We start from the raw sequence: 21,080 nt of genomic DNA, 5'->3' as shown, positions 1-21,080 counted from the left end.
CACCGACAAAAACGGCCGAGGTCAGCCGATCGCGACCACCAGCTTGCCGAACTGGTCCCCCGCCGCCAGATCGGCCAGCGCACGCGGCCCGTCCGCCAGGTCGTAGACGTGGTGCACCACCGGACGTACGCGGTGTTCCGCGACCAGCACGACCATCTGCGCGAACTCCCGCGCGCTGCCCATCGACGTGCCCAGCAGGCTGATCTGCCGGAAGAAAAGATTGCGCAGCGACAGCTCGACGTCCGGGCCGGTGGTCGCGCCGAGCGTCACCATCCGGCCGCCGGAGCGGAGTACGGAGAGGCAGGCGTCGAAGGTCGCCGAACCGATGCTGTCCACGACCAGGTCCACCGGTGCGCCGAGTTCGGCGGCCCAGTCGCTCCCGCTGCCGACCGCGCGGTCAGCGCCCAGTTCCGTTGCCCTGGCGAGCTTTTCCAGGCTACGGGAGGTGACGCTGACCGTCGCGCCCACGGCTTTCGCCATGGCGAGGGCGACCGTCGCGACTCCGCTGCCGATGCCCGGCAGCAGCACGTGTTCCCCTGCGGTCAGCCCGCCGCGAGTGAACAGCGCCCGGTACGCGGTGAGCGCGGCCAACGGGAGTGCGGCGGCTTCGGTCCAGCTCAGATGTTCGGGTTTCGGCACGACGTTGCCCGCCGGGACGACGACGTATTCGGCCAGCGTGCCGTTCGTCGGCACTCCGAGAATGGCGGGGATTTCCGGGACCACGTCCGGCTCTGCCCAGTCGAGAGACGGGTTGATGACGACCTCGGCGCCGACCTCGACGGCGGCGTCCGCGCCCGCGGCGGCGACCACTCCGGCACCGTCCGAGCCCAGCACGGTCCAGGGGTCAGCCGGGCCGCGACTGTCCACGATGAACAGATCCCGGTGGTTCAGCCCGGCCGCCTTCAGCCGGACCAGCACTTCACCCGGACCGGGTGCCGGTGCCGGAACCTCCGCGACCCGCACCCCGCCGACTCCCGCCGCGCCCTCGTGGACGACTGCCCGCATCGCGTTTGTTGTCACGTCCGCGAACCTAACAGCCGTCCGCGCCCGCTGCCGACCTGGCGCGAATCCCGTCACAGCAGGGAATTTTCCGGTCCAGCCCGCAGTATGCCGACCGGTTCGAGCCGTTCTTTTTTCACTAGGCTAACTTGGATATATGACTCCTCGCACCGCCGCCGCGGCGCCGTTCGCCGTGCTCGGCCTCGGGTGCGCGATCGCTGGCGGGCTGGCGTCCGCGGTCATCGCCCCGCAGCCGACCCCGCATGGCGCGTGGGCGGTCGCGTACTTGGTCCTCGTCGGCGAGATCGCCCAGCTCGGCCTCGGAATCGGGCAGGCATTGCTCGCCCCGGCGCTGCCGTCCCGTCGGCTAGTCGTCGCTCAGGTCGCGGCTTGGAATCTCGGAAATGCCGCCGTACTATGCGGAACGCTCTCCGGGGTGACGCCCGTGGTGGACGTCGGCGGCGCGGTTCTGGTCGTCGGCTTGGCACTGTTGGTTCTCGGCGTACGCGGCAGTTCGCCGGACGGTCGCGCCCGGTGGGTCCGGCACGGTTTCCGGGCGCTCGTCGTGCTGCTGCTCATCAGCATCCCGGTCGGGCTCGTCCTCGCGCGGATCGGCCCGACCTGAGTCCCAGGTCACGCCCGCAAACCCGTTCTTTTGCACTAGTATTCTCGTAAATACTCTTTCCGGGAGGTTCCCGTGACCGGCTCGTCCGAGGTGTACATCAGCGGCACCAGCACCGACCCCGCGTTCCGCGCCAGCGAAGCCCTCCGCGCCGAATCCGGACGCGTGCTGGCTCAATACCGGGAAAAAGCCGCCGTGGTCACGGAACTTCAGCTCGACGGCAGCGCCCGCGAGGAGGCCAACGCGCGGCTGATCGAGTTCGCGACGGGCCGGTTGACCGAGTACCTGTCCGCCGCGGACCGCGTCCTCAACGCGACCGCCGCCGGCGCCCCCGCGACGCGCCTGCTGGTCCGCGCCTTGCGACGGATTCAGGACGCCGTGCTCCGCACCGTCGAGGAACTGCGGGTATCCGACACCTCGGCCCAGGTCAGCCATGCCGCGCAGGCATTGGACGCGCTTCTCGGCGCTTATCTCGACGCCGAAACCAGCGTCCTGCTGCCCGCGCTGGCCGACCTCCCCGGCGCGGACGTCCCCATCCTGGTCAACGACCTCCGCACGCTCCTCGACGGCGGCGAACTGGACCGCGCGGAAGTCCTCGACGTCCGCGAAATCCCGCACGGCACCCGGCATCCGCGCATCTTCGGCCGCTACGCGCGGCTCGCGCCCGGGGAATCGTTCGTGCTCGTCAACAACCACGACCCGAAGCCACTGCACCGCGAGTTCACCGCCACGCACGGCGAGGATTTCACGTGGGAGTACGTGGAATCCGGGCCGGAGAAGTGGCAGGTCCGGATCGGCCGCGCCGCGGTCCCGGCCTGACCCCCGATACCCGCGCCGACCCCCCTTCGGCGCGCCTCCCCGCGGCGGCCGGTCTCCCCCGCCCCGGCCGCCGCGGACCGGCTTGCTGTGCAACGGGAAACACGCACCCGGCTGCTGCGCTTTGCGGGCGGAATTGCGTTGGTCACCGCGAATCCGCGTCTCGCGCCTGACTGGCCGTTGCAGACGGGCTTACCCGTGCATCAGAGAGTCCGCGCAGCCACGCGCTTCGCAGACGGAACTTCGTTAGTCGCCCGCGAATCCGCGCATCACCGGCCGCCGCAGACCTGCCTGCTGCGCGTCACCGCACTTCCCGGACGAAAATCCATTGACCACCGCAAATCCACGCCCGCATCTAACCGGCAATCGCGAACTGCTTGCTGTGCAAGAGAAGACAGTCACCGCACTTCGCAGGCGGGGTTTCGTCGGCCCCCTCGAATCCGCTCCCTAAGCGTAGCCGCTGCATCTCGCTGACGGAGTCTCACTTGGTCACCGCGAATCTGCGACCCGCCACGGAATATCAAGCGATGCGCATGGTCAGCGACGACGCTTACCAACAGGCTTCAAATGCGCCAAACACAACGACGGCTCGACAAACGCCTCCAACCGCTCCGCCGTCAGTGGCGCTCGTACCTCCTCCAGCACCCCGCGCATCAGCCCGAGATGCAGGCCGCACACCACGTCCCGGTGTTCTTCCGCGATCTCGCGGAACGGGCAGTGCCGCAACCGGATCACCGGCTGCTCCGGAGAACCCGACGGGTCCGGAGCGAAACCGGCGTCGCTCAGCACGGTGGACAGTCGGCGGATCCCCTCGGCCTCGTCGACGCGGCGGGTCGGGGGCGGGCGGTCGGCCAGGTAGCGGCCCCACGCTTCGCCTGCGGATTCCGCGGCTTTCCCGGGGTCGGCGACGTTTTCCGCGATCAGGCCGGTCAGCATTTCGGCGAGCAGGCGGTAGCTGCGGCGGCCCTCGGCTGCTTCCTCGGCGATCGCGGCGTAGACCGTCCGCGGGCGTCCGGGGCGGGTGCGGTCTTCCGTTCGGCGTTCGGCGAGGCCGGATTCGACGAGGCCGTCCAGGTGGAACCGCGCGGTGTTGGCGTGCAGGCCGACCTGCTCGGCGACGTCCTGCACCGCTGCCGGAGCGTCCGCCGACCGCAGTGCGGCCAACACTCGGGCCCGGCTCTCGCCCAGTGCGCGGGAGGCGGGCGGATCGGTCAGCGTCTGCTCGCTCATGCGGACCAGTTTAACCGAGTTGAATGAGGTTTTCTCCGCCCGAAGCGGGGTACGGCGGGTTCGCTCCCGCAGAAGCGCGCGGGGCGGACTACTGCTGCGCGGAAACGTCCGGTCGTGGCTGCCCGGCGACCAAGGGCGTGTCCACCCCGAGGTCACCGAGTTTCACCGCGCCGCCGGGGCTGTCGAGGGGCGCGTCGCGGCCGGGCAGGGTTTCGCTGAAGAACCGCGCGTTGTCCTCGGCGTAGATGCGCCAGCGGTCCGGAAGGTCGTCCTCGTAATAGATCGCCTCGACCGGGCACACCGGTTCGCACGCGCCGCAGTCGACGCACTCGTCCGGATGGATGTAGAGCGAGCGTTCGCCGACGTAGATGCAGTCCACCGGGCACTCGTCCACGCACGCCCGGTCCATCACGTCCACACACGGCTCCGCGATCACATACGCCACGGCCCGCCTCCTTCCGCCGTCTTTTTCACCAATGTACTCGGCAAAAAGGTCAGCCCAGCGGAATGGCGCGGAAAACCCCGTCCGGGTCGTAGCGGTGTTTGACGTCCCGCAGCCGGGCCGAGTTGGGGCCGAAGACGTTCGCCGAAGGGACGTCCGGGCCCAGCAGGTTCGCGTACGCGGCAGGCAAGGCATAGGGGGCCAACGCCGTCGACGTGGCATCCGCCCAGGCTCGGTCGTCGTTGCCCTCCCCCAGCCCGAGGATCTCGACCATGAGGTGGTCCTCCCGCACGGGGAACGCCGTGTCCGCGGCCGGAATCCGGGCGGCCAGGCCGTGGAAGTGGTGGATCGACAGTCCGGACATCGGCGAGGTCCGGCCTTCCGCGGCCGAGGCGAGCACTGACGCGGCCTCTGGAGTGAACGCCGGAAGCGACCGCGTGCGGATGGTGACTGAACGGCCGTTGGGGAACATCGCATCCCGCCGGGCGATCTCTGCCGCGTAGGACGACACCGGCTCGATTTGCGAGGCGAGCGGGGGTCCGAGGCGGGCGAGGAAGCCGTCGGGATCCGCGGCCCCGCACCAGGTGGGCCAGACCAGCACGCACAGTGAGCCGTCGGCACCGGCGAGGACGCCAGTCTGCACGGTGAGTTCGTCCGGCGCGTCGGCCTGGAGTTCGGCTACCGCAGCGAAAACCCGCGCCGCGTCCGACGCCGGGTACCAGACCGGGCCGGTCGTGATCGGCGGTGTCTCGTGCAAGCGCACGCCGAGGGCGGTCACCACGCCGAAATTCCCGCCGCCGCCCCGCAGCGCCCACCACAGGTCTGGCAACCGCGAAGCGTTGGCGATCACAACCTCGCCGTCCGCGAGCACGACCTCGGCACCGAGCAGATTGTCCGAGGCGAGCCCGTACTTGCCCAGAAAAGGACCGTATCCGCCGCCGAGCGCGAGCCCGGCGAACCCGACCGTGCCGATCGTGCCCACGACGGCGGTCAGGCCGTGCGCCTCCGCTCCCGCCAGCACATCGTTCGCCCGGGCGCCGCCGCCGACCACCGCGGCGCGCCGTCCTGGATCGACCGAGACCCGGTTCAGCGGACGCAGATCGAGCGTGATCCCGCCGTCCGCGATCGCGCGTCCGGCCCAGTCGTGCCCGCCGCTGCGCACCGACAGCGGCAGACCCAGTTCGCGCGCGGCACGCACCGAAGCCTGGACATCCGCCGTGCGCCGGCATTCAACCACCACGGCCGGACGCGCGACGACGGCGGCGTTCCAGACCGCCGCCGCCGATTCGTACTGAGGGCCGGACGTGTGCACCTGCCCGGCGGGCAGTCGGGCCCGCAAGGCACGGGCGGCATCCTCGGCAGTCATGGGCGGCTCCCCTGCTCGTCGATTCCGACTCTAGGGCCGAACCGGCCGGAAAAGGCAGCCGCGCACCGAGATTCAGCGGTTCACATAAGCCGCCGACGCCTCGCCGAGCGCCTCCAGCGCCGCCCGGACCCCGCCGTGCGCCTCCTCGCCGGACCGGCACGCGGCGATGATCGTGCGGTTCAGCACCGGCCGCGTCGCGAGCATCCGGACGCCGTCCGGCACCGGTCCGCGGGCGAGCCGCGGGACGAGCGCGGCGCCGACGTTGCCCGCGACGAGCGCCAGCTGCGTCACGTAACTCCCGATGGTGCAACTGATCCGCGGCTCCAGGTCCTGCGAACGGAGCACGTGCACGAGCCATTCGTAGCAGCCGGAACGGCCGGTCCAGCTGATCCACGACACGTCGTCCACCTCGGAGAGATCGACCGTGCGACGGTGCGCGAGCCGGTGCCCGGCGGGCAGCGCGAGATCGGCGACGTCGGAGAACAGCGTGACCTGCGTGATCCCCGCCGGCACCACGGTCGGCCGGTCCGCCCAGCTTTCGAACACCGCCACGTCGAGGTCCCCGGCGAGCACCTTCGGCAGCGTCTGTTCGGCTTCGCCCTCGCCCAGCGTCACGTTCAGCCGCGGGTGCTGTTCGGTGAGCATGGCGAGCGCGGGCGGTAGCAGCGCGTGCACGCACGTCGCGATCGACCCGATCCGCAACGGCCCGAAGACGTCCTCGCGCAGCCGCTCGAGATCCGTGCGCGCTTCGGCCAGCTGAGCCAGCACGCGTTCGGCATGCCCGACCAGCACCTGCCCGGCGCGCGTGAGCCGCACGGTCCGGCCGCGCGGCTCCAAAAGCGCCAGCCCCGCTTCCCGTTCGAGTTTCGCCAGTTGCTGCGACACCCCGGATGGCGTGACGTGCAGCGCGGCCGCCGCGCGGGCGACCGAGCCGTGCTGCGCGACCGCGTGCAGGGCGCGCATCCGATCCACACTGAACACGGTAGCGATGCTACCGGATTTTCCGCAGGAACATTCACTTGTCCTTGATAGTTAGCGCCCCCACCATAGAAGGCATGACCACCGAATCCGCCTCGTTGCCTGCCGCCGGCCCGATCGCCGCGCTCACCGGCCGCGCCGACCCCCGGCTGCTGGCCGCGGCGGGCTGCCTCTGCATCGCGCTGACCTCGGTGCTCATCAAGGTTTCCGGGGCCAGCGGCGCGACCAGCGCGTTCTGGCGCTGCGCCCTCGCGCTGCCGCTGCTCGCGATCCTCGCGTTCAGCGAGGCGCGGCGGACCCGCAAGCGCGCGAAGATCCTGCTGCCGCTGCTGGCCGGGCTCGGCCTCGGGCTCGACTTCGTCCTGTGGGGCGAGGCGATCCCGCGCGTCGGCGCGGGCGTCGCGACCATGCTGCTTTCGGTGCAGGTGGTGATCGTGCCGCTGCTGGCGTTCGTGTTCCTCAAGGAGCGGCCGGACCCGCGGTTCAAGTTCGTCGCGCCGACGCTCATCGGCGGGATCGTGCTCGCCGGCGGCGTGTTCGGCTCGTCGATGACCGGCTCGAACCCGGTGCTGGGCATGGTTTTCGCGCTCGCCGCGGGAGCGGGCTACTCGGCGTACCTGCTGTTGCTCCGGCTCAGCAGCACCCCCGCGACGCAGGTCCGCTCGCTGTCGCTGGCCACCGTGTCGGCGGGCTTCGTCTCCGTCGTTCTCGGGCTGCCGTTCGGCCGCCTCGACCTGGCGCCGAGCCTGCCCTCGCTCGGCTGGTTCGCCGCGCTCGCCCTGGTCGGCCAGGTCGTCGGGTGGCTGCTGATCGCCGGGGCGCTGCCGCGGCTGGCGGCCTCGACCGGCGCGACGATGATGCTGCTGCAGCCGGTCGGCGCGGTCGCGTTCGGCTTCCTGCTGCTGAGCGAACGGCCGGGCCCGCTGCAGCTCGTCGGCTGCGTGATCGTGCTCGGCGCGGTGTGCTTCGCCGGCCGCGGCGCGGGGAAGAAGCCCGCGGTTCAGCCGTCGGCCAAGCTCAGCCCGGCCGAGTCGAGCAGCCCGCGCGCCATGTCCCTGAACTCGTCGCGGCGGTGATCGACCAGGCCGTCGCCGCCGAGCAGGTCCGCCGCCAGCTCGTCGACCGGCCAGCAGACCAGCTTGCCGTGCCGCCCGAGCAGCAGCCCGACCTCGCGGATCCGGTACAGGTCGGCGACGTCGAGCCAGGCATACAGCAGGATCTGCCACAGCCAGCGCCCGGCGCGGTCCGGATCGCCGACGGTCAGCACGGTCTTCACGTCCAGCAGCGTGCCGTCGGCGATCCCCGCTTCGGGGTCGAGCTTCCCGAGCAAGAGGTCGCCGTCGGCCCAGCCGGGCACGATGGTCGGCCCGGCGATCCCGAGCGGATAGCCCTCCGGCGGGGCGCCACCGAGCCGCCGCAGTTCCCACAGCGCACCGTTGTCGTGTAAGCGTTTCGCGAGTTCCGCCAGCTCGGTCACCTGTGCGTCGGCGGGCAGGGCGCGCAGGTCCGCGATCGTGCCGCCGCCGTCGACGACCCGGGCGAGCCGAGGGTCGATGCGGCCCGAACGGTAGATGTCCTCGCACGCCGACAGCACCCAGTTCGTCCGCGCCAGCCCGGCTTCCGCGCCCGGTCCGCCGAGCATGCCGGGCGGGGCGTGCTGCGCCTGGTAGCGGCGCGCGCGTCCCAGCAGTTCGCCCCACAGCTCCTCGGCGCCCGGCAGCGCCCCGCCGTCCGGCAGCCCGTCGCCGAGGTCGAGCCAGGTCGCCGCCGCCGGACGGATGCCGAGCGCCCGCGCCTGGTACTCCGGCGGCAGCTCGTCGTGCGTCGGGTACTGCGCGGCTTGCGCGTGCGCCCACGGGCCGCTGCCCCACTGCGCCCGCACCATGCCGAGCAGCGCGTAATACGGCGGCGCGGGCTGCACGAGATCCGCGATCCGCTGGCCGAACGCGCCGCCGATCTCGGCCCAGTGCTGCCGCGGCGGCCGCGCGAGCGCCGGACGGACCGGGCGGACGCCGTTCGTCGCCTCCTCGACCCGGCGCGCGGCCGCTGCGGTGCCGGTGAAGACGCGGGCGCACCAGCGCGCGAGTTTCCCGCGCGGGTCGGCCAGTTCGGACGTCAACGACACCCGGCCAGTATCTCCCGGGACAGGAACGGCAGCAGGAGATCGAGGAACTCGCGCGGACGGTCCAGCGGGATCAGGTGCCCGCAGTCCGCCAGCACGTGGCCGGTGAGGTCGTCGGCGATCGGGCGCAACTGCTGCTCCAGCGCGTCGCCCACGGGGTTCGCGCCGATCGCCATCGTCGGAACAGTCAGCCGCTTCGCCGCCGCTTCGGTCAGCTGCCGGGCGCTTTCCGGCATCGCGCGGTAGTACTCGAAAGCGCAACGGAGCGCGTCGGTGCCGGTGTACGCCTCAGCGAAGGCCGCTTGGACCTCCGCCGCAACACCGCGGCCGAGCGTGCCCTGTTCGAGAAACCAGCCGACGTACTCCGCCTCGTGTCCATTAAGGACAGTCTCGGCCAGTCCCGGCACCGCGTGGAAACCGAACCACCACGGCGGGCTCGCCGGGAAACCCCAGGGCAGCGACTCCATCAGCACCAGGCGGCGCACTCGCTCCGGCTGCCGCAACGCCAGCAGCAACGCGCTCGAAACCGCCAGATCGATGGCCACCACCTCGGCATCCGGCTCCCCCAGCGCGTCGAGCAGGCCCGCGACGTCAGCCGCGACCGTCCCAGCGTCGAAGCCGCTCTCCGGACGGCTGCTCGCGCCCAGCCCGCGCAGGTCCGGCGCGAGCACCCGGTACCGCTCGGCGAGGACTGGGATGACCTTGCTCCAGAGCTGCCAGGTGTGCGGGAATCCGTGCAGCAGCACCAGCGCGGGACCGTTCCCGGCGACGGCGACGTTCAGCCGGACCCCGTTCGCTTCGACCTGCCGCACCGCGTTCATCGTGCCTCCTGTGGTTACCATTGGTTACCAGCACACGGTAGGTAACTCCAAGGATGCCGCCAAGACGGCACTTTCCCGACAGGTGGTGAGCCCGAGGTGACCCCCTCCGCCCGCGGCGATCTGTTCGACCCGGCCTGCCCGACGCGGCGGTTGCTCGACCGGATCGGGACGAAGTGGACGTCGATGACGGTCAAGATCCTCGCCGAGGCCGCGCCGGACGAGGTGCGCTTCGCGGATCTTCGCCGCCGCATCCCCGGGGTGTCGCAGAAAATGCTCTCGGTGACGCTGCAAAGCCTCGTCCGCGACGGCCTCGTCACGCGGCGGGTCGAGGACACGGTGCCGCCGCGGGTGCATTACCGGCTTACCGCGCTGGGCACGTCGCTGGAATCCGCGCTCGCGGCGCTGCGCACGTGGGCGGAAGAACACATGGCCGAGGTCGACGAGGCCAATCGGAAATCAGAGCGGTAATTTTCCGCACACCGGCGAGTCGGTCGGCCACCGCGAAGCAGATACGGCACACACTCGCGCAAGTGGAATCGCCAACCGAACGGGACCGCAAACCGGCACGGCACGCAATCGGGCAGTTTTTCGCGCATCCGCTCGCGTCGTTCCGCATCATCGTCGGAATCTGGGCGCTGCTGACCCTGCTCGGCGCGGTGATGGCGCTGTCGTCCTCCCCTGCCCCCGGAACCGGGGTGTACCAAGCCTTCTTCCGGCATTTGACGTTCGTCGCGTTCGGCGTCGTCGCCTTCGTGCTCGGTCTGCGCGTCCCGTTTTCCCGGCTGCGCAAGGCCGCCACCCCGGCGCTCGCCGCCGCGGTGGTGCTGCTGCTTCTGGTGCTGACCCCGCTGGGTTCCGATCACGGCGGCGCGCAACGCTGGCTTTCCGCCGGGCCGTTCACCCTGCAGCCGGTGGAAATCGCGAAGGTCGCGCTGGTGTTCTGGGGCGCGCATTTGCTCGTGTCAAAAGAGAAGGTGCTGCACCATTGGCGGCATCTGCTGGTGCCGCTGATCCCGGTGACGCTCGCGTTGTGCGCGCTGCTGCTGGCCCAGCCGAATCTCAGCGGCACGGTCACGCTCGCGCTGATCACCTTGGGCTTGCTGTGGTTCGCCGACGCGCCGAAGCGGTTGTTCGCCGCCATTCTCGCCGGCGGGGTCGCCGGAATCGTCGCACTCGCCCTTTTCGCCAGTTATCGTCTCGCGCGCATCCTTTCTTTTCTTTCGCCGAATCCCGACGCGAGTGGCAGCGGCTACCAGGCGCAGCAGGCGCAATACGCCCTGGCCGACGGCGGCTGGTTCGGCGTCGGCCTCGGCCGCGGTGCGGCGAAGTGGAGCTATCTGCCGGACGTCCAGAACGACTTCGTCTTCGCGCTCGTCGGCGAGGAACTAGGGTTCGCCGGTTGTCTCGTGGTGCTGGGCCTGTTCGGCTACCTGGCGGTGATCGGCCTGCGCACCGCGGCGCGGGTCGCCGATCCGTGGGTGCGGCTCGTCGCCGGGACCACCACCCTGCTGCTGGTGGCGCAGGCGCTGATCAACATCGGCTACGTCGCGGGCGCGCTGCCGGTGACCGGCGTGACGCTGCCGCTCGTGTCCGCGGGCGGCACGTCGCTCGTGGTCACCATGCTGCAGTTCGGCATCCTCGCCCAGGCCGCGCGGGAGGAACCGGCCGCGCGGGCGTTCCTCGCCGGGCTGCGGAAGAAGGGCTCCGGTACAGTCCCAGCGTGATCACCAAGGCACTCTCCGCCACCTGCGCGGCCGTCGCGCTCGCCGGGCTGGCCGCGTGCTCCAACCCGACCGGCAAGTCGTGGGCGATCACCTACGAGATCACCTCCGACCAGCAGACCACGGCCACCGGCGTCACCTACGGCGAATCCGGCAACCGCTACGAGGACAAGGTCGCGCCGCACCAGCTCACCGGTCCGCTCGGGCTGCCGTGGAAACAGGACGTCGTGGTCAGCGCCGGACAGAAAGCCTCGGTCACCGCCACGCCGTCGACCGCCGCGACGCTGCGCTGCCGGATCCTGCTGGACAAGACGAAGGAACTCGCCAAGGCGAGCGCTCCCGGTCCCGGCAAGCCGGTGACCTGCGAGCACACCACCGACTCCTGACCCGTCCCGGAGCGTCCCCGCGGACTCGCGGGGCGTCGCCGGCTCCCCTCCGCCGCTCGGTACGCTCGTGACCTTCGGGTGAACGCGAGATGGCCGCCAGGCGAACCGGCGGACCGGAGAGGGGTTGTATGGCGACCACGGCCGGAGCTTCCAGCAGCGAGACGTACGACGCGATCACCCATTTCGCCCACGCCATGCCGGGCTGGGTGCAGTCTCTCGTGCTGGCGTACACGCACTACGGCCTGGTCCTCGTGGCCCCGTTCTTCGCGTGGCTCTGGTGGCGGGCGCGCGGGACCGGCTCGCCTGAGCGGATGGCCGCGGCGCTGCTCGTTCCGGCGGCCACCGTGGTCGCCTACGTGCTCAGCGAGATCATCAAGGCCTTCGTCCACGAGCAGCGGCCCTGCCGGGGACTTCCGCCGGACGCGATCGTCGGCGCCTGCCCGCCGCCGGGCGACTGGTCTTTCCCGAGCAACCACTCCACCATCGCGGCCGCGGTCGCGCTCGGCGGGGCTTTCGCGTGGCACAAGGGTGCGCCGTGGCTCGCGGCCTTCGCGGCGACGATGGGCTTCTCGCGGGTGTTCGTGGGGGCGCATTACCCGCACGATGTCCTGATCGGGCTCGCGCTCGGAGCCGGGATGGCCTTGCTGCTGCAGCGATACGCGCTGGGCCCGGCCGCCGGACTCGTGCGGCGGTTCGCGGGCAAAGTGCCGTTCGGGTTGCTGGGCGTGGCACCGGAAGGCGCGGAGGCTGCGACGGCCCGGCCCGATCCGGACGGCGACGCTTCGCCAGGCCAGGCCGCAGGTGCTCGGCCGGGTGCTCGCGACGCGGGTGCGCCTCCCACTCGCCGCGTCGGCCCGCCCGAAGCCCGCGACGCCAGCGGTCGCCCCGTCCGTCCGCCCCGGCGGCAGAATTCGCAGCCCCTCCGCACCGCCGCGCCACAACCGGGTGCGGCGGACGCACCGGCGCCGCGACGGCAGAACTCCCAGCCGATCCGCACGGCCGCGCCCCAGCCCCGCGCGGCGGACGCCCCGGCTCCCGGACGGCAAATCCCCCAGCCGCCCCGCATGACTCCGCCGCCTCGTGGAACGGACGCACCCGCTCCGGGACGGCAGAACTCGCAGCCGATGCCCCAAGCCCGGCCCGTCGACGGCCCGCCGCAGAACCGTCCGCCCGCGCAGCCGCCGGTCCGTCCGGCTCGGCAGCAGCCGCGTCCGGCCGGTCCGCCGCAGGGCCGCGCCGCGGGTTCGCCGCCGCCGCGTCCGTCGAACCAGGCCCAGGCCGGTCCGCCGCCGGAGGTCAGCCCGGGAGATCGCCCGTCGCGGCGAACTCCAGGCGCTTCGCGACCGACACCGCCTGGTCGGCGAAACGCTCGTAGAAACGGGTGAGCAGGCTCAGCGCGACCGCGATCCGCTGGTCCTGCGTCCAGTCCGGGGCGGTGACCGTCGCCATCACGCGGGCGTGCAGTTCGTCCACGCGCTCGTCGGCGCGGCTCAGTTCGGCGTAGCCGCCGCGGGCCTCGCCGTGCACGAGGTCGGCGAGCCGTTCGGCCATCGCCGAGGTGACCTCGCCCAGTTCCGCGAACACCGCCTCCAGATCGGCGGGAACGGTCGGCTCCGGGTGGCCGCGGCGCGCGGTGCCCGCGATGTGCGCGGCGAGATCGCCCATCCGCTCGAGCTTCTCCGCGCAGTACACCGCGGCCAGCACGGCGCGCAGGTCGCCGGCCACCGGGGCTTGCAGGGCGAGCAGCGAATACGCCTCGTCCTCGCAGGTGGCGCGCTGGTCGTCGAGGTCGGCATCGCCGCTGAGCACCTGCTCGGCCAGCGGCAGGTCCATGGTCAGCAGCGCCCGGGTGGCCCGGCGCATCGCCTCCGCCGCCGCCTCGGCCATCGCCGCCAGACGCCCGTCGAGCTGTTTCAGGTCGTCCTGGAAGCCTTCGCGCATGTCGAGCGACTTTACCGGCGGCCGGCGAACAGGCCCGCGTCGGCCAGCGGCCAGGCCTCCTCGGGCTCGGCCAGCTCGTAGCTGTGGCTGCCCTCGTGCCCGCCGGGAACCCGGCAGAAAACGCCCTCGTCGGACTCCGCGCCGCATCGCGCGCGGGTCTCCAGCACGCGGCGGCCGGGCCACCAGCGCAGCCACATCAGCGGCTCCTCGCCGCGTCCGCCGACGGGCGTCGCGTGCTCGTGGCCGTGCCCGGCCTCCAGCTCGCAGAACAGCTCGGGCTCCGTCCCGCGGACCGCGACGCTCCGCAGGACCGAGCGCTCGCGCCCGGTCAGCTCCACCGGTTCGCGGCACAGCGCACCTTCGGCCATGCGGCCAGCGTAAACGGCCGCCGCCGATTCCGCGCGCAGGGCCCGGCCGCGCGCGCGTGCCGCGTGCCGGGCCCTGCTCTTCCGCAGGTCAGCGCACCCGCTCCAGGAGCGCGAACAGGTTCTCCCAGTGCCGCTTCTCGCCCTCGGCGTGGTACGCGGCCGTGTCCGACATCGTGAACCCGTGCGACGCGCCCTCGTACACCTCCGACCGGTAGGTCACCCCGGCCTCGTCGAGCGCGTGCTCGAGCGTCTTGATCTGCTCGGCGGTGGCCGACGGGTCCTGGTCGGCGTGCCCGAAGTACACCTCGCCGGTGATCGAGCCGACCCGCAGGTGCGGGCTGTCCGGCTGGTCGGTGGCGAGGCGTCCGCCGTGGAACGACGCGATCGCCTTGACCCGGTCCGGGAACGCCTCGATCACGCGCAGCGCGTTCGTGCCGCCCATGCAGTACCCGGTGATCACGACCGGCCCCGGCGCGACGCCGTCCTGCGCGGCGAACCAGTCCAGGTACTTCTCCGCGTCGCGAGTGATCGCCTCGGTGTCCAAGGCCTCGATCATGGGCATCAGCTTGCCGAAGACCTCGCCCCGCCGCTCCGGGTCTTCCAGAGCGGCGAAGTCCACCAGCGGCGTCCGGCCGCCGCGGTAGAGCAGGTTCGGCGCGAGCACGGCATAGCCCTTCTCGGCGATGCGGTCGGCCATCTCCTCGATCCGCGGCCGCAGCCCGAACGCGTCCGGGAAGAGCAGCACCCCGGGATGCGGCCCGCCGTCCGGCACGGCCAAGTACGCGTCCGCGGTCCCGTCAGCGGCCGGAACGTCTGGCTTTTCCTTGCGCATCCGCTTTGTCCTCCATTGATTGCAGTGCGTACGAGATCAATCTATCCCTGCGCCCGCGCCGCGCGAATGTCCCGTTTCCTGTCCGGTTATTGGACTGAACCACTGCGGTCGGCGGATTGACGGAGTCCGGTTTGCCCGGTCAGGATCACCGGGCCCGCTCCGGGCCGCCCTCCGCAGAACGGACTGTCGATGGCCAGACCTCCACGTTCCCCGCGCGCCCGGAACCGGGTCGCGCTCGCCGCGCTCGTCCTCCTGGGCGGGCTCGTCCCCGCCCAGGCCGCCCAGGCCGCCCCTCCCCCGCGCCAGCCGGAGATCGGCCGTCCCGCGCTCGACCGCAACGGGTGCGCCCGCATCGAAGACTCGCTGCCCCAGCTGGCCGACTGGCCCAAGGTGCGCAGCGCGATGCCGAAGAACCCGGTCGACGAATGGCGGATCAGGCAGATCGTCTCCGGCATGTCGCTTGAAGAAAAAGTCGGGCAGATGACCCAGCCCGAGATCGCCGCGATCACGCCGGCCGAGGTGACCCAGTACTCGATCGGGTCGGTGCTCAACGGCGGCGGCTCGTGGCCGGGCGGGAACAAGCACGCCGGCCAGCAGGACTGGCTGAAGCTCGCGGATTCCTATTGGGACGCGGCCAAGGCCACGAGGACAAAGATCCCGGTAATTTGGGGCATAGATGCCGTGCACGGGAATAACAATGTGTACGGCTCCACTGTTTTCCCGCAGAACATCGCGCTCGGCGCGGCGCACGACCCGTGCCTGGTGCGCGATGTCGAGAACTCGACCGCGCGGCAGATCCGCGCGACGGGCCAGGACTGGGCGTTCGCGCCGACTCTCGCCGTCGTGCAGGACGACCGCTGGGGCCGCACTTACGAAGGCTTTTCCGAGGACCCGCGCATCACCCGCGCCTACGGGTACGAGGCCATGAACGGTCTGCAAGCCGGGGCCCGCCTGCGCATCGGCGCGAACGGCGTGATCGGCACCGCCAAGCACTTCATCGGCGACGGCGGCACGACCAACGGCCAGGACCAGGGCGTGAACGCTTCGTCGGAAGCGGACATGATCAACCTGCACGGCCAGGGCTACTACGGCGCGCTCGCCGCGGGCGCGCAGACGGTCATGGCGTCGTTCAACAGCTGGACCAACCCCGACCTCGGCATCAACGAGGGCAAGATCCACGGCAGCGACAAGGTCCTCAACCAGATCCTCAAGGGCAAGATGGGCTTCGACGGCCTCGTCGTGTCGGACTGGAACGGCATCGGCCAGGTGACCGGCTGCACCAACTCCAGCTGCCCGCGCGCGATCAACGCGGGCATCGACGTCGTGATGGTCCCGAACGACTGGAAAGACTTCATCGCCAACACGGTCGCGCAGGTGCGCGGGGGCGAGATCCCGATGTCCCGCATCGACGACGCGGTCACCCGGATCCTGCGGGTCAAAATGCGCGCCGGGCTGTTCGAGGAGCGCAAGCCTTCGCAGCGCTGGTACGCCGGTTCGCCGGACGCGTTGACGGACAAGGCACTCGCGCGCGACGCGGTGCGGAAGTCGCAGACGCTGCTGAAGAACAACGGCAACGTGCTTCCCTTGGCGCGCAACGCGAAGGTGCTCGTGGTCGGCAAGAGCGCGGACAGCATCTCGAACCAGACCGGCGGCTGGACGCTGACCTGGCAGGGCACCGGGAACACCAACGCGGACTTCCCCGGCGCGACCTCGATCCTCGCCGGGCTCAAGGAGGATCTCGCCAACGTCACCTTCGACCCCACAGGCACCGTCGATCCCAAGGGTTATGACGCGGTCATCGCTGTTGTCGGCGAGACTCCGTACGCGGAAGGCGTCGGCGATCTGCAGCGGAAGAGCCTTGAAGCGGCGAAGCTGTATCCGGAAGACCTTGCGGTGCTGGACAAAGTCAGCGGCAAGGGCACTCCGGTGGTGACGGTGTACGTCAGCGGCCGTCCGCTGTACGTCAACAAGGAGCTCAACCGTTCCGACGCGTTCGTCGCCGCTTGGCTGCCCGGCACCGAAGGCGGGGGCGTCGCGGACATGCTGGTGCGCGGCAAGGACCACGGCGGATACCGCGGCAAGCTTTCCTACTCGTGGCCGAAGAGTGCCTGCCAGACGCCGCTCAACCCGTGGAGTCCCGGCTACGACCCGCTGTTCAAGCTCGGCTACGGCCTCACCTCGAACCAGCGGACCACCGTCGGCAAACTCGACGAGACCGAGGGCCCGGCCCGCTGCGGTGCGACCGACGGCGGCGGCACCGCGACCGAGGACCTGCCGATCTACGACCGCACGGATGTCGCGCCGTACAAGAGCTTCATCGGCTCGGCGTCGAATTGGGGCGGCACCGAGATCGGCGCGGACGGCACTGCTTCGCATCCGGAGATCACCGTGGTCCCGGCCGACGTCAACGTCCAGGGCGACGGCCTGAAGGCGACGTGGACCGGCACCGGCGCGGCACAGCTGTATTCGCAGCATCCCGGCGGCACTGACGACCTGCGCGGATATCCCAACGCCGACGGCGCGCTCGAGTTCGACGTGATCGTGCATTCGCCGCCGGTGAACCGGACCGTCGTCAGCCTGCACTGCGTCTATCCGTGCTCGTCGGAGGTCAACGCGACGAAGCTGTTCGGCGATCTGCCCGCCGGGCAGAAGTCGACGGTGAAGATCCCGTTGTCCTGCTTCGCGAGCGGGCTGGACTTCGAGAGCATCGACACGCCGTTCCTCGTCTACACCGACGGCCCGTTCTCCGCGTCGTTCGCGAACGTGCGGTGGTCGCCCGGCGGGGCGAAGGATCCGGACGCGCGGAAGTGCTCCGACCTCACCGGATAGCGCGCGCCAGCTCGACGACCCGGGACCTGGCCGCCTCGCGCGACGCGGCGGCCAAGTCCTCGAGCCCGTCCAGCGCGGGGACGTCGCCGACCCTCGTGAACTCCTGGGACACGAACGCCAGCCGCCTCACGCCCTTGTCGGCGAGATAGGCGCGCAGATACGACTCCTGGAACTCGAACGCCTCGCGCGGCGTGCCGGGACCGTATCCGCCGCCGCGGGCGTTGACGATCACGAAATCCTTGTCCGCCAGCAGTTTCCGGCCGGTTTCCGGATCGGCGAACACGCCGGGGAAGCTGATCCGGTCGATCCACGCCTTGAGCGTCGCGGGCACGCCGAAGTTGTACATCGGCACCCCGATCAGCACGGCGCGGGCTTCGCGCACCTCGTTCACCAGCGGCAGCGTCAGGTCCCATTCGCGCTGTTCGTCGTCGTCCGCGATCAGCGTCGCGATGTCTTCCAGCGACAGCACTCCCTTGCGCTCCACCCGGCGGCCGAGCCGCGCGTACGCCTCGCGCAGCGGCGGCACCGGTTCGGCGGACACGTCGCGGTGCCGCACGGTCCCGCCGCCGCTCCGCCACTCGTCGGCGAACAACGCGCCCAGCTGCCTGCTCACCGACGCCTCGCGGTCGGCGCTCGAATCGACGTGCAGCAAGGGCGCTAGCATGACGGTCATCCGGTTCCTCTCCTCGTCCTTGGTCCTCGGGCCGGCACTCCCATGACGGATCGAGACGGGAAAAGGTGACCGATGGACGACGCACTGGCGCGGCGCTTCGAGGACGAGCGCCCGCGGCTGCACGCGCTGGCCTACCGCATGCTGGGTTCCGCGGCCGAGGCCGAGGACGTCGTGCAGGAGTCGTGGCTGCGGCTGAATCGCACGTCCGGCGTCGACAACCTCGGCGGCTGGCTCACCACGGCGGTGTCCCGGCTGTGCCTGGACGCCCTGCGCGCCCGCCGCGAAACGCCCGTCTCCGCGATGCCTGACGCCGCCGGCGGCGCTGTGCCCGAGGACGAGATCCTGCTGGCCGGCGAGGTCGGGCGGGCGCTGCTGGTGGTCCTGGACCGGCTCGCCCCGCCCGAACGGGTGGCGTTCGTGCTGCACGACCTGTTCGCGGTGCCGTTCGACGCGGTCGGCCCGATCCTCGACCGGACGCCCGCGACCGCCAAGAAACTCGCCAGCCGCGCGCGATTGCGGGTGCGCGGCGAACCGGTCGTGCCGGTGGCGGAGCTGGCTGAGCACCGGGAAGTGGTGACGGCGTTCCTGGCAGCGGCCCGGGGCGGGGACATGGCGACATTGCTGACCGTGCTCGCCCCGGATGTCGTCCGGCGCACCGATCCGGCGATGCTGCCGCCGGGGGCGGCTGCGGTGTTGCGCGGGGCGGACGAGGTCGCGCAGGGGACGAAGCTGTTCGCCGGGACTGCGCGGTTGGCTGAACTCGCACTGATCGACGGGGATGTCGGGCTGGTGCTCGCTCCCGCCGGACGGTTGGTGGGGGTGCTCAGGATCGAGGTCCGCGGGGGTCTCCTCCAGGCGTATGAGGTAGTGGTGAGCGCCGAGCGGTTGGCGGGCATGGAGATTGCCACGCTCTCCTGCGATGGCGTATAGGGCGTTATACGACTTGGGTGTCGAACGGTTCGTAGCAGTCGAAGGTCTCGATCGAGGTGATCAGGCCGTCGGCGGTCTCGACGAACTGGGCGATGTGCGCGACGAGTTCGTCGCCGCGGCGGAACGGGCCCGCGTCACGCGCGATCACCCCGCTCCAGGTGAGGCGAAGGATCGCGGTGTCCCCCACCGCCGCGGCCGAGCGCACGTCGTACCGCTGGCTCGACATCAATCCGGCACCGAGCTCCGACGCCGCGAGCATCTGATCCAGGGTGGCGCGAGCGCCCGCGGGCCTGAGCAGGTTCGGATGCTCGACGGTCGACGCCGTCGGGGCGAAGTACTTCCGGAGATTCTCGCCGCACTGCCCGGCCTCGAGCGCCCGCAGCAGGGACGTCGCCAGGGCAACCGGGTCGCGGTCCATAAGAACAACTATAGTTGTACAACCTTGGTTGTCAATTGCATGGTAGGCACCGTGACTCCCCTGGACCCGGCCGATCTCGACCTCGCCACCCTCGCCTGGCTGGCGGGCAGTTCCGCGAACCGGGCGATCCTGACGGAGCTGCACGAGGCGGGCCACGTCGGCGTGCGCAACTCCCACGGGTACGTGATCCAGCACCTGATCGACCGGTCGCCCACCGTTTCCGAACTCGCCGGTCTTCTCGGCGTCACCCAGCAGGCGGCCTCGAAGCACCTTCTCGAACTGGAGCGGCTCGGCTATGTCGCGAGGGTGCCGGATCGTACGGACAGCCGGGTGCGACGGGCCCAGCTCACCGACCGCGGTTGGCAGCTCGTCGACGACAGCCGCCGGATACGGCAGCAACTCGATGCGCGGCTGACGAAATCGGCGGGCAAGGACGCTGCCGAAGCGGCCCGGCTAGTCCTGGCTCGCGTGCTCGAAGCGACAGGCGGAACCGCGGACGTCATCGCGCGTCGCGCCGCCCTGCCCAGCGAATAAACCTGCCGCCATCACCGCGTATCAGCGGCATCCTCATAGCGACGGTGCATCGCGCGATAACGACCGGGAGCCTGACCGACGACCCGTTTGAAAGCACGCGCGAACGCGAATTCCGAGTCGTAGCCCACCTTCCGGGCGATCTGGCGCAGCGGGGCTTGGCCCTCGCGCAGCAGGCGGGCGGCGACGGTCATCCGCCAGATGCCGAGGTACTCCATCGGGGTGTGCCCGGTAGTCGACGTGAACCGGCGGCTGAACCGGGCCCGCGGGACGCCGACGGAGTGCGCGAGTGCCTCCACGGTCCAGGGTTTGCCGGGATCGTCGTGCAAGAGCGCGAGCGCGGGGCCGACCGCCGGGTCGTGGAGCGCGCGGGCCCACCCGGCCAGCTGGTCGGGCTGGCCGAGGAACCAGGACCTCAGGGTGTAGGTGAACAGGAGGTCGAGCAACGAGGCCACCACGGCGGGCGTGCCGCGGCCGGCGTGGTCGACCTCGGTAGTGAGCAGGTGGACGGCGGCGGCGAGCGAGGTGCCGCGCATCTGGCTCGCCGTGACGCGCACGACGTCGGGCAAAGATGCCAGGAACGGGTGCTGCGGCGAAGGTTCGAGCAGGTACGCGCCGCAGACCAGAACGGTCTCGGGACCGTCGCCCTCGATGACGAGGTCGGTGGCCGACAGCTCCTCCAGGTCGGCGCCGAACAGTTCGCGCACGGTGCGCGCTGACCGGCCTGGAGTGTCGGCCGCGACGTGTCCAGCGCCGGACGGCAGCAACGCGACATCCCCTTGGGCGAGATGCAGCGCCTCTCCGCCGTCGGGGACGAGCACGCAGGAGCCGGCGATCACGACGTAGATCGTGGCTATCGAACGCGACTCGAACGCGAGGCCCCAAGGCGCCCGCAGCAACGCCCGGCCGTAGACGACGCCGCCGCGCCGGAGGGCTGCGACGATGTCGCCCACGACGTCCGCCACATGGTCACGGCCGACCGCTTTCACCGGCATCGCCATACCCGATTCGCTCCGCCGTCGCACCGAACGGATATGAATCTGTCGAGAGCTGTC

Annotated in this window: 23 protein-coding genes; 10 read left to right on the top strand and 13 right to left on the bottom strand. The window is 71.0% G+C overall.

Annotated features, from left to right (window positions below; genetic code table 11):
* Positions 1–21: 21 nt before the first annotated feature.
* On the bottom strand, positions 22–1,020 hold the full coding sequence (locus tag EIZ45_RS00530; RefSeq protein ID WP_240690533.1) for a zinc-binding dehydrogenase: 999 nt from the start codon (positions 1,018–1,020) through the stop codon (positions 22–24).
* 136 nt (positions 1,021–1,156) lie between these two features.
* Between EIZ45_RS00530 and EIZ45_RS00525 the strand changes: the two genes are divergently transcribed.
* Complete coding sequence (locus EIZ45_RS00525) at positions 1,157–1,624, top strand: hypothetical protein (RefSeq protein WP_134661733.1); 468 nt, start codon at positions 1,157–1,159, stop codon at positions 1,622–1,624.
* Between the two features lie 72 nt (positions 1,625–1,696).
* On the top strand, positions 1,697–2,440 hold the full coding sequence (locus tag EIZ45_RS00520) for a DUF2249 domain-containing protein (protein WP_134661734.1): 744 nt from the start codon (positions 1,697–1,699) through the stop codon (positions 2,438–2,440).
* 534 nt (positions 2,441–2,974) lie between these two features.
* Here EIZ45_RS00520 and EIZ45_RS00515 read toward each other — a convergent pair.
* The 4 genes from EIZ45_RS00515 to EIZ45_RS00500 all read right to left on the bottom strand — a co-directional run bounded on the left by EIZ45_RS00515 (position 2,975) and on the right by EIZ45_RS00500 (position 6,438).
* On the bottom strand, positions 2,975–3,667 hold the full coding sequence (locus tag EIZ45_RS00515; RefSeq protein WP_134661735.1) for a metalloregulator ArsR/SmtB family transcription factor: 693 nt from the start codon (positions 3,665–3,667) through the stop codon (positions 2,975–2,977).
* 88 nt (positions 3,668–3,755) lie between these two features.
* Positions 3,756–4,112: a ferredoxin gene (gene fdxA, locus EIZ45_RS00510; RefSeq protein WP_043828753.1), complete on the bottom strand. Its 357-nt coding sequence runs from the start codon at positions 4,110–4,112 to the stop codon at positions 3,756–3,758.
* 49 nt (positions 4,113–4,161) lie between these two features.
* The gene (locus tag EIZ45_RS00505; RefSeq protein WP_134661736.1) at positions 4,162–5,475 is read right to left on the bottom strand and encodes an FAD-binding oxidoreductase; all 1,314 of its coding nucleotides are present in this window, start codon (positions 5,473–5,475) and stop codon (positions 4,162–4,164) included.
* Positions 5,476–5,547: 72 nt separating this feature from the next.
* Positions 5,548–6,438, bottom strand: a complete 891-nt coding sequence (locus EIZ45_RS00500) for a LysR family transcriptional regulator (RefSeq protein WP_240015261.1) — start codon at positions 6,436–6,438, stop codon at positions 5,548–5,550.
* A 92-nt stretch (positions 6,439–6,530) separates the two neighbouring features.
* Here EIZ45_RS00500 and EIZ45_RS00495 point away from each other — a divergent pair, with 92 nt between their 5' ends.
* On the top strand, positions 6,531–7,529 hold the full coding sequence (locus tag EIZ45_RS00495; protein WP_037811463.1) for a DMT family transporter: 999 nt from the start codon (positions 6,531–6,533) through the stop codon (positions 7,527–7,529).
* Here EIZ45_RS00495 and EIZ45_RS00490 read toward each other — a convergent pair.
* Together EIZ45_RS00490 and EIZ45_RS00485 are read right to left on the bottom strand one after the other, a co-directional pair.
* Entirely contained in the window at positions 7,454–8,578 is a 1,125-nt protein-coding gene (locus tag EIZ45_RS00490) for a hypothetical protein (protein WP_167756303.1), read from the bottom strand. The two genes, EIZ45_RS00495 and EIZ45_RS00490, sit on opposite strands and share 76 nt — an antisense overlap.
* The gene (locus tag EIZ45_RS00485) at positions 8,569–9,396 is read right to left on the bottom strand and encodes an alpha/beta fold hydrolase (RefSeq protein WP_134661738.1); all 828 of its coding nucleotides are present in this window, start codon (positions 9,394–9,396) and stop codon (positions 8,569–8,571) included. The genes EIZ45_RS00490 and EIZ45_RS00485 overlap by 10 nt, the downstream gene beginning before the upstream one ends.
* 96 nt (positions 9,397–9,492) lie before the next feature.
* Between EIZ45_RS00485 and EIZ45_RS00480 the strand changes: the two genes are divergently transcribed.
* The 4 genes from EIZ45_RS00480 (at position 9,493) to EIZ45_RS00465 (ending at position 12,888) form a co-directional block, all read left to right on the top strand.
* Positions 9,493–9,864: a helix-turn-helix domain-containing protein gene (locus EIZ45_RS00480; RefSeq protein WP_037811461.1), complete on the top strand. Its 372-nt coding sequence runs from the start codon at positions 9,493–9,495 to the stop codon at positions 9,862–9,864.
* A gap of 62 nt (positions 9,865–9,926) precedes the next feature.
* Entirely contained in the window at positions 9,927–11,120 is a 1,194-nt protein-coding gene (gene ftsW / locus EIZ45_RS00475; protein ID WP_134661739.1) for a putative lipid II flippase FtsW, read from the top strand.
* Entirely contained in the window at positions 11,117–11,503 is a 387-nt protein-coding gene (locus EIZ45_RS00470) for a hypothetical protein (RefSeq protein WP_134661740.1), read from the top strand. The genes ftsW and EIZ45_RS00470 overlap by 4 nt, the downstream gene beginning before the upstream one ends.
* Positions 11,504–11,631: 128 nt before the next feature.
* Complete coding sequence (locus EIZ45_RS00465) at positions 11,632–12,888, top strand: phosphatase PAP2 family protein (protein ID WP_134661741.1); 1,257 nt, start codon at positions 11,632–11,634, stop codon at positions 12,886–12,888.
* Here the strand turns inward: EIZ45_RS00465 and EIZ45_RS00460 are convergent.
* From EIZ45_RS00460 to EIZ45_RS00450, 3 genes are all read right to left on the bottom strand, one after another.
* Positions 12,800–13,444: a phosphate uptake regulator PhoU gene (locus EIZ45_RS00460; protein WP_134661742.1), complete on the bottom strand. Its 645-nt coding sequence runs from the start codon at positions 13,442–13,444 to the stop codon at positions 12,800–12,802. The genes EIZ45_RS00465 and EIZ45_RS00460 overlap by 89 nt on opposite strands.
* A gap of 11 nt (positions 13,445–13,455) precedes the next feature.
* Positions 13,456–13,812, bottom strand: coding sequence for a hypothetical protein (locus EIZ45_RS00455; protein WP_037811451.1), 357 nt, complete (start codon positions 13,810–13,812; stop codon positions 13,456–13,458).
* Positions 13,813–13,900: 88 nt separating this feature from the next.
* Entirely contained in the window at positions 13,901–14,644 is a 744-nt protein-coding gene (locus EIZ45_RS00450) for a dienelactone hydrolase family protein (protein WP_037811449.1), read from the bottom strand.
* 189 nt (positions 14,645–14,833) lie between these two features.
* Between EIZ45_RS00450 and EIZ45_RS00445 the strand changes: the two genes are divergently transcribed.
* A complete protein-coding gene (locus EIZ45_RS00445; protein WP_134661743.1) occupies positions 14,834–17,473 on the top strand; it encodes an exo 1,3/1,4-beta-D-glucan glucohydrolase in 2,640 nt (879 codons plus the stop codon).
* On the opposite strand, the gene EIZ45_RS00440 is transcribed toward EIZ45_RS00445, so the two are convergent.
* Positions 17,463–18,146: an FMN-dependent NADH-azoreductase gene (locus EIZ45_RS00440; RefSeq protein ID WP_240690534.1), complete on the bottom strand. Its 684-nt coding sequence runs from the start codon at positions 18,144–18,146 to the stop codon at positions 17,463–17,465. The two genes, EIZ45_RS00445 and EIZ45_RS00440, sit on opposite strands and share 11 nt — an antisense overlap.
* 72 nt (positions 18,147–18,218) lie before the next feature.
* Between EIZ45_RS00440 and EIZ45_RS00435 the strand changes: the two genes are divergently transcribed.
* On the top strand, positions 18,219–19,076 hold the full coding sequence (locus EIZ45_RS00435; RefSeq protein ID WP_134661744.1) for a sigma-70 family RNA polymerase sigma factor: 858 nt from the start codon (positions 18,219–18,221) through the stop codon (positions 19,074–19,076).
* A gap of 4 nt (positions 19,077–19,080) precedes the next feature.
* Here the strand turns inward: EIZ45_RS00435 and EIZ45_RS45900 are convergent, their stop codons facing one another.
* Positions 19,081–19,494, bottom strand: coding sequence for a nuclear transport factor 2 family protein (locus tag EIZ45_RS45900; protein WP_167756302.1), 414 nt, complete (start codon positions 19,492–19,494; stop codon positions 19,081–19,083).
* A gap of 51 nt (positions 19,495–19,545) precedes the next feature.
* Between EIZ45_RS45900 and EIZ45_RS45895 the strand changes: the two genes are divergently transcribed.
* On the top strand, positions 19,546–20,028 hold the full coding sequence (locus tag EIZ45_RS45895) for a MarR family winged helix-turn-helix transcriptional regulator (protein WP_167756301.1): 483 nt from the start codon (positions 19,546–19,548) through the stop codon (positions 20,026–20,028).
* A gap of 11 nt (positions 20,029–20,039) precedes the next feature.
* Here the strand turns inward: EIZ45_RS45895 and EIZ45_RS00425 are convergent, their stop codons facing one another.
* A complete protein-coding gene (locus EIZ45_RS00425) occupies positions 20,040–21,020 on the bottom strand; it encodes an AraC family transcriptional regulator (RefSeq protein WP_240690535.1) in 981 nt (326 codons plus the stop codon).
* Between the last annotated feature and the right edge of the window lie 60 nt (positions 21,021–21,080).

The organism is Amycolatopsis sp. CFH S0740, from assembly GCF_004522315.1.
Classification (GTDB): Bacteria; Actinomycetota; Actinomycetes; order Mycobacteriales; family Pseudonocardiaceae; genus Amycolatopsis; species Amycolatopsis nivea.
This window is presented reverse-complemented; position numbering and strand designations above follow the sequence as displayed.